Genomic DNA, 5,035 nt, shown 5'->3' with positions numbered 1-5,035 from the left:
GGGTCAGCGCATACGCGCCGGCACCCGCCAGCGCGACGGCGAGCAGCGACAGCGCAATGACCCTGGCGCGGCGGCGCGGCGCCGGTTTCTTGGCGGGCTGGTCGGCGGACAAAGGCAGGGACTCGATCTTCATGGTTATTCTTTATGTGGTGGTGAGCGCGAGCGGAATGGAGAGCGCACGTGCTCCGTCCTGCCAGGCAGGATGGAGCTCCCAGCGCATGACGGCATGGTAGGTTTGTCGATGACGAACCGCTATCGGAATGCGACGAGCGGTGCAAAAGGGACGCTGAACTGCGAAAAATCCGGGGCGGACGTGCGGATGGCAGAAAGACACCCGATACTCAAACAACGTCATCCCCGCGCAGGCGGGGATCCAAGTTCGCCAGCGTTATCGCGACGCATGCAAACTTGGGTTCCCGCCTTCGCGGGAACGACGGGCGGGCGTCAGCCGTCCCCTGTCGGCGTCCCAGCCTGCTCGAACAGCCGCAGCCGCGCCAGCACCTGCCCGTGATCCGACGCCTCCGGCAACCCGAGATCGAGGTGGTCGTTCAGGTACACGACGTCGATGACTTCGCCCACCGCTCCCGGCAGCGCCGCATTGAATTCCGCCGACACGAGGATGTGGTCGATCGTGGAATGGTACCCATCATGGACGTTGGAAAAACCGACGTGCCGCAGATGGTCCTGGCGGCCCTGCAGCTGGCAGGCATCATATAAACGGTCGCCGCTGGGCGCGCCGAGGCCCAGCACGATGCCGGTCGTGACCGCGTCGGCCACGTCGTTGAAGTCGCCCAGCACGACGCGCGGGCGGTGGTGCGTGCGGCCGATGTCGGTCAGCAGCACGCGCAGCGCGGCCGCTTCCGTGCCGCGCCGGATCAGCGAGCGCAGCGACGCCAGCGCGTACAGTTGCGGGTCGTCGCCCGTGTCGCCCGCGCGGTAGTCGGGGCGGCGCGATTTCAGATGCACGACCACCACGTCGGCGACGAGATCCGGCGTCAGCTGGATCGCCGCGTGCAGCGGGGCGCGGGTAAAACGTTCCGGATCCCGGTTGCCGGGCGGCATCGCGATCCCGGGCGGGAAGTAGGGCAGCTGGCGTGGGGCGTCCGCGAGAGGCAGGCGGGAGGCAAGGGCGACGCTGGGCGTGAGCTTCTCGGCGTCGGGGTCGGGATCGAAGCCGACGTGGATGGCGTCGCGGAAGCGCCGCGTGCGCGACAGCGCCTCGGCCAGCGCGGCCTGGGAGAACACTTCCTGGAAGCCGATCACATCGGCGCCGAGCATGTCGATCTGGTGCGCGGTCCAGGCGATCTTCGCTTCGTATTCCTCGGGGGTGCTCGGTTCCAGGTTGTCGTACAGCCTGGCGCCCGGCGGGGCGAGGTTACACACGTTGAAGGTGGCAAAGCGAATCTCTTGCTGCATAATAAGCAACTCCTCCGTTTGCATTTAGCGTAACACGCATGGCCAAGAAAGAGCATATCTCCGAAACCCCGGCGACACAGTTCCTGCGCAAGCATGGGGTCGCCTTCACGGAGCACCCTTATGAATACGAGGAACACGGCGGTACGGCCGTGTCGTCGCGCGAGCTGGGCGTGGAAGAGCACGCCGTCGTGAAAACCCTCGTGATGCAGGACGAGGCGGCCAAGCCGCTGATCGTGCTGATGCATGGCGACTGCAAGGTCTCGACGAAGAACCTGGCCCGCGCCATCCCCTGCAAATCCGTCGAACCGTGCAAGCCGGACGTCGCCCAGCGCCATTCCGGCTACCTGGTCGGCGGCACGTCGCCGTTCGGCGTGCGCAAGGCGATGCCGGTCTATGTCGAGGAAAGCATCCTGCAGCTGGACAAGATCTATATCAATGGCGGACGGCGCGGTTTCCTGGTCGGGATCGCGCCGGCCGCGCTGGTGGACGTGCTGAAAGCCCGGCCGGTCAACTGCGCGCTGGCCGACTGACTATCGCCGGGCTCGGCCGATGGTGTATATTTCACGCGCGCCAGATTCCTGGCCGGGGATTATGAAAAGAGACTCATGTACACAATTCTGTTCACCATCGCAGCCTATTTGATCGGCTCGATTTCCTTCGCCGTCGTCGCGAGCCGCCTGTTCGGCCTCGCCGACCCGCGTACCTATGGCTCGAAGAACCCGGGCGCCACCAACGTCCTGCGCTCGGGCAGCAAGAAGGCGGCCATCGCGACGCTCGTCGGCGACTGCGCCAAGGGCTGGCTGGCCGTGTGGCTCGCGGTCCAGTTCGGCGAGCGCTTCGGCGTCGAGGACGGCGGCGTGGCGCTGGTCGCCATCGCAGTCTTCCTGGGCCATCTGTGGCCGGTGTTCTTCCGCTTCGTCGGCGGCAAGGGCGTGGCGACCGCGTTGGGCGTGCTGCTGGGCCTGAATGTCTGGCTCGGCCTGGCGACGCTGGTCACGTGGCTCGCCGTCGCGTATGCGTTCCGCTACTCGTCGCTGGCCGCGCTCGTGGCCGCGATCTTCGCGCCGTTCTATTACGGACTGCTGTTCGGCGCGGACGAAAAACTGTTCGCCGTCATCGCGATGAGCCTGCTGCTCCTCTACCGCCACAGCAGCAACATCGGCAATCTCATGGCCGGCAAGGAGTCGAAGATCGGCAGCAAATCGAAGGGTGCCGCGACCGCCAAACCGGCCGTCAAAAAGAAATAAACCAGAACCGGGGTCAGAGCCCGGTTTTTGGAAATTGCTCCGAACACTATTTGCCGAATTTGTTTGGCGCGCTGCTCCCTTTCGTTCGATGTGTCACCATATGCCATCAGCGTTAATGAAACCAATTGGAAGGCGGTGAAAAAGTGAGCAAGCAGATGAGAATCGACTTCGTGTCGGATGTGTCGTGCCCGTGGTGCGTGATCGGCCTGAAATCGCTCGAACAGGCACTGGAGCGGGTGGGCGGCGACATTACGGTCGACATGCACTTTCAGCCGTTCGAGCTGAACCCGGGCATGGGTCCGGAAGGCCAGGACATCTTCGAACACATCACCGAGAAATACGGCTCTACCCCCGCCCAGCAGGAACAGTCGCGCGAGATGATCCGCCAGCGCGGCGAGGCCGTCGGCTTCACGTTCGACATGAGCAAACGCGGCCGCATCTACAACACGTTCGACGCGCACCGCCTGCTGCACTGGGCGGAAGGCCAGGGCCGCCAGCAGGCGCTGAAGGAAAAGCTGTTCGAGGCGTATTTCACGCTGGGCGAGAACCCGGGCGCGCACGACGTGCTGCTGCGCGCGGCGGGCGAGGTCGGCCTCGACGTGGAGGCCGCGCGCCAGGTGCTGGCATCCAACGCGTATGCGGACGAGGTGCGCCAGCTCGAGTACTACTGGCAGCGTGCCGGTATCCGCTCGGTGCCGGCGATCGTGATCAACCAGCGCCACCTGATCTCCGGCGGCCAGCCGCCCGAGGTGTTCGAGCAGGCGCTGCGCCAGATCGCGCAGCAGGACGAGGAGCTCGAGCAGGACGAGGAACCGGCCGCCTGAGCGGTTCTCAGTTCAGATCGAGCACGATGGGCTGGTGGTCCGAGGCCGACGTCTCGGACTGCACGCTCATGTCGGCCACGCGTCCCGCCAGGTCTTCCGTGACGAAGAAATAATCGTAGCAGTCGGGCTTTTCCGGCCATTTGAAGCCATGCAGGCCCGCCGTCGGGGCGCGCGGGATGTCGCCGTGATGCACGCGCCAGGCGTCGACGAGGCCCAGCGCACCGCTTGATGCGGGCGCCAGCAGGGCGCGATAGTCTTCCGAATCCGGACCAAAATTGAAATCGCCGCAGTAGATCGCCGTGCCGGGCCGGAAGCCGAGCTGGAACGGCGGCTCGAGCGCGGGTTCCGGCTGGTAGACGGCGGCGCGGGCGCACGCTTCCTCGTGCAGTTCGCGGATGCGGGCGATCTGCGCGCGGCGCTGCATGGGCGAATAGTATTCGAGGTGGGTCGTCAGCACGCGCAGCTTGCCGCCAGGCGCTTCCAGCACGGTTTCGATCATCCCGCGCGGCATGCCGGCCGGGTGTTCCGGATCGACGGGCCAGGGCAGCATGTGGCGCTGCGCCTGGGTGATGCGGTATTTGGACAGCAGGAGATTGCCGAACTGGCGGGGCAGGTTGTTCCGGTAGATTTCGCTCGGCGCCTGCTCGATCATGTGGTACCCGCCGAACGCGCCGGCCAGTTGCTTGAACTGGCTCGCGCTGGCGCTGCCCTCCAGTTCGGGATGGTTGGCGGCCACTTCCTGCAGGCAGATCACGTCGGGATTCAGCTTGCGCAGCACATCGATGATTGCGTGGATCCGGATGCGCCCGTCCCTCCCACAGCCCCAGTGAATATTCCAGCTAACCACGCGCATTCGATACCTCCGTAAAACTCAACTGCCAGAGTTTGCCATTCTTTGGAGAATGACGGTCACACGGTAGGATCGATGTCAAGGTTACAAGTTCACCTGATTGGGGCCGTTTTAGAAACGGCGGGCGTTGCTGCGCCGGTGTTCCGCGCCTTCCTTCAGCAGCTGGTCCGCCTCCGCGGCATCCTTGGCCGTGAGGTCGTCGCCCGTCTGCTTGACGAGCGCCAGTTCCTGGATCGCGGCCGGGTATTCGCGGTCGGCCGCGCGTTCCAGCAGGTCGCGCGCGCGGCGTGGATCGGCCGGCACGCCGTCGCCGTCCGCATACGCGTTCGACAACAGGAACATCGCATGCGCATCGCCCGCCTGGGCGGCCACGCCGAGCCAGTGCGCGGCAGCCGTTTTATCCGTCGGGATGCCGTCGCCGTTCTTCAACAGCAGCGCGAGCCTCAGCGCGGCCTTCGGGTGCCCTTGCTGCGCGGCCTGGCGGTACCACTGCGCGGCCTGGGCGTTCGTACCTGGACGGTCGCGTTCCAGCTCCCCGAGTTGATGGGCCGCTTCAGAATCGCCCTGGCGTGCCGCGCGCAGGAACAGGGCGCGCGCCTGGTCGTCGCGATGGCGCTTCCGGTACAGCAGCGCGAGCTCGCGCTCGGCCACCGGCATGCCGTCGGCGGCCCAGTGCTGCAGGCTCTGTTCGGCCGCCG

Annotated in this window: 6 protein-coding genes; 3 read left to right on the top strand and 3 right to left on the bottom strand. The window is 65.7% G+C overall.

Features of this window, described 5'->3' with window-relative positions; all coding sequences use genetic code 11:
* Positions 1 to 444: 444 nt before the first annotated feature.
* Positions 445 to 1,416 carry an endonuclease/exonuclease/phosphatase family protein gene (locus tag ACEN88_RS24100; RefSeq protein WP_413343731.1) on the bottom strand — a complete coding sequence of 324 codons (972 nt, stop codon included), beginning with the start codon at positions 1,414 to 1,416 and terminating at the stop codon, positions 445 to 447.
* Between the two features lie 38 nt (positions 1,417 to 1,454).
* On the opposite strand from ACEN88_RS24100, the gene ybaK reads away from it, so the two are divergent.
* From ybaK to ACEN88_RS24085, 3 genes are all read left to right on the top strand, one after another.
* On the top strand, positions 1,455 to 1,946 hold the full coding sequence (gene ybaK / locus ACEN88_RS24095) for a Cys-tRNA(Pro) deacylase (RefSeq protein WP_371768992.1): 492 nt from the start codon (positions 1,455 to 1,457) through the stop codon (positions 1,944 to 1,946).
* Positions 1,947 to 2,021: 75 nt separating this feature from the next.
* A complete protein-coding gene (gene plsY, locus ACEN88_RS24090; RefSeq protein WP_413343729.1) occupies positions 2,022 to 2,663 on the top strand; it encodes a glycerol-3-phosphate 1-O-acyltransferase PlsY in 642 nt (213 codons plus the stop codon).
* Between the two features lie 155 nt (positions 2,664 to 2,818).
* Positions 2,819 to 3,487 (top strand): DsbA family oxidoreductase, encoded by a 669-nt coding sequence (locus ACEN88_RS24085; protein ID WP_413343727.1) that lies wholly within the window; start codon positions 2,819 to 2,821, stop codon positions 3,485 to 3,487.
* A gap of 7 nt (positions 3,488 to 3,494) precedes the next feature.
* On the opposite strand, the gene ACEN88_RS24080 is transcribed toward ACEN88_RS24085, so the two are convergent.
* Both ACEN88_RS24080 and ACEN88_RS24075 read right to left on the bottom strand, forming a co-directional pair.
* Positions 3,495 to 4,340: an endonuclease/exonuclease/phosphatase family protein gene (locus ACEN88_RS24080; RefSeq protein ID WP_413343725.1), complete on the bottom strand. Its 846-nt coding sequence runs from the start codon at positions 4,338 to 4,340 to the stop codon at positions 3,495 to 3,497.
* 108 nt (positions 4,341 to 4,448) lie between these two features.
* Positions 4,449 to 5,035, bottom strand: a 587-nt coding sequence (locus ACEN88_RS24075) for a tetratricopeptide repeat protein (RefSeq protein ID WP_413343723.1), incomplete at its 5' end; no start/stop codon positions are given.

It is taken from the genome of Massilia sp. CT11-108 (assembly GCF_047302915.1).
Classification (GTDB): Bacteria; Pseudomonadota; Gammaproteobacteria; order Burkholderiales; family Burkholderiaceae_D; genus Telluria; species Telluria orientalis.
This window is presented reverse-complemented; position numbering and strand designations above follow the sequence as displayed.

What these genes read in the sequence shown, in the direction of transcription:
- ACEN88_RS24080 (WP_413343725.1), bottom strand. Translation starts at nt 4,340, where the DNA reads ATGCGCGTGGTTAGCTGGAATATTCACTGGGGCTGTGGGAGGGACGGG.
- plsY (WP_413343729.1), top strand. Translation starts at nt 2,022, where the DNA reads ATGTACACAATTCTGTTCACCATCGCAGCCTATTTGATCGGCTCGATT.
- ybaK (WP_371768992.1), top strand. Translation starts at nt 1,455, where the DNA reads ATGGCCAAGAAAGAGCATATCTCCGAAACCCCGGCGACACAGTTCCTG.
- ACEN88_RS24100 (WP_413343731.1), bottom strand. Translation starts at nt 1,416, where the DNA reads ATGCAGCAAGAGATTCGCTTTGCCACCTTCAACGTGTGTAACCTCGCC.
- ACEN88_RS24085 (WP_413343727.1), top strand. Translation starts at nt 2,819, where the DNA reads ATGAGAATCGACTTCGTGTCGGATGTGTCGTGCCCGTGGTGCGTGATC.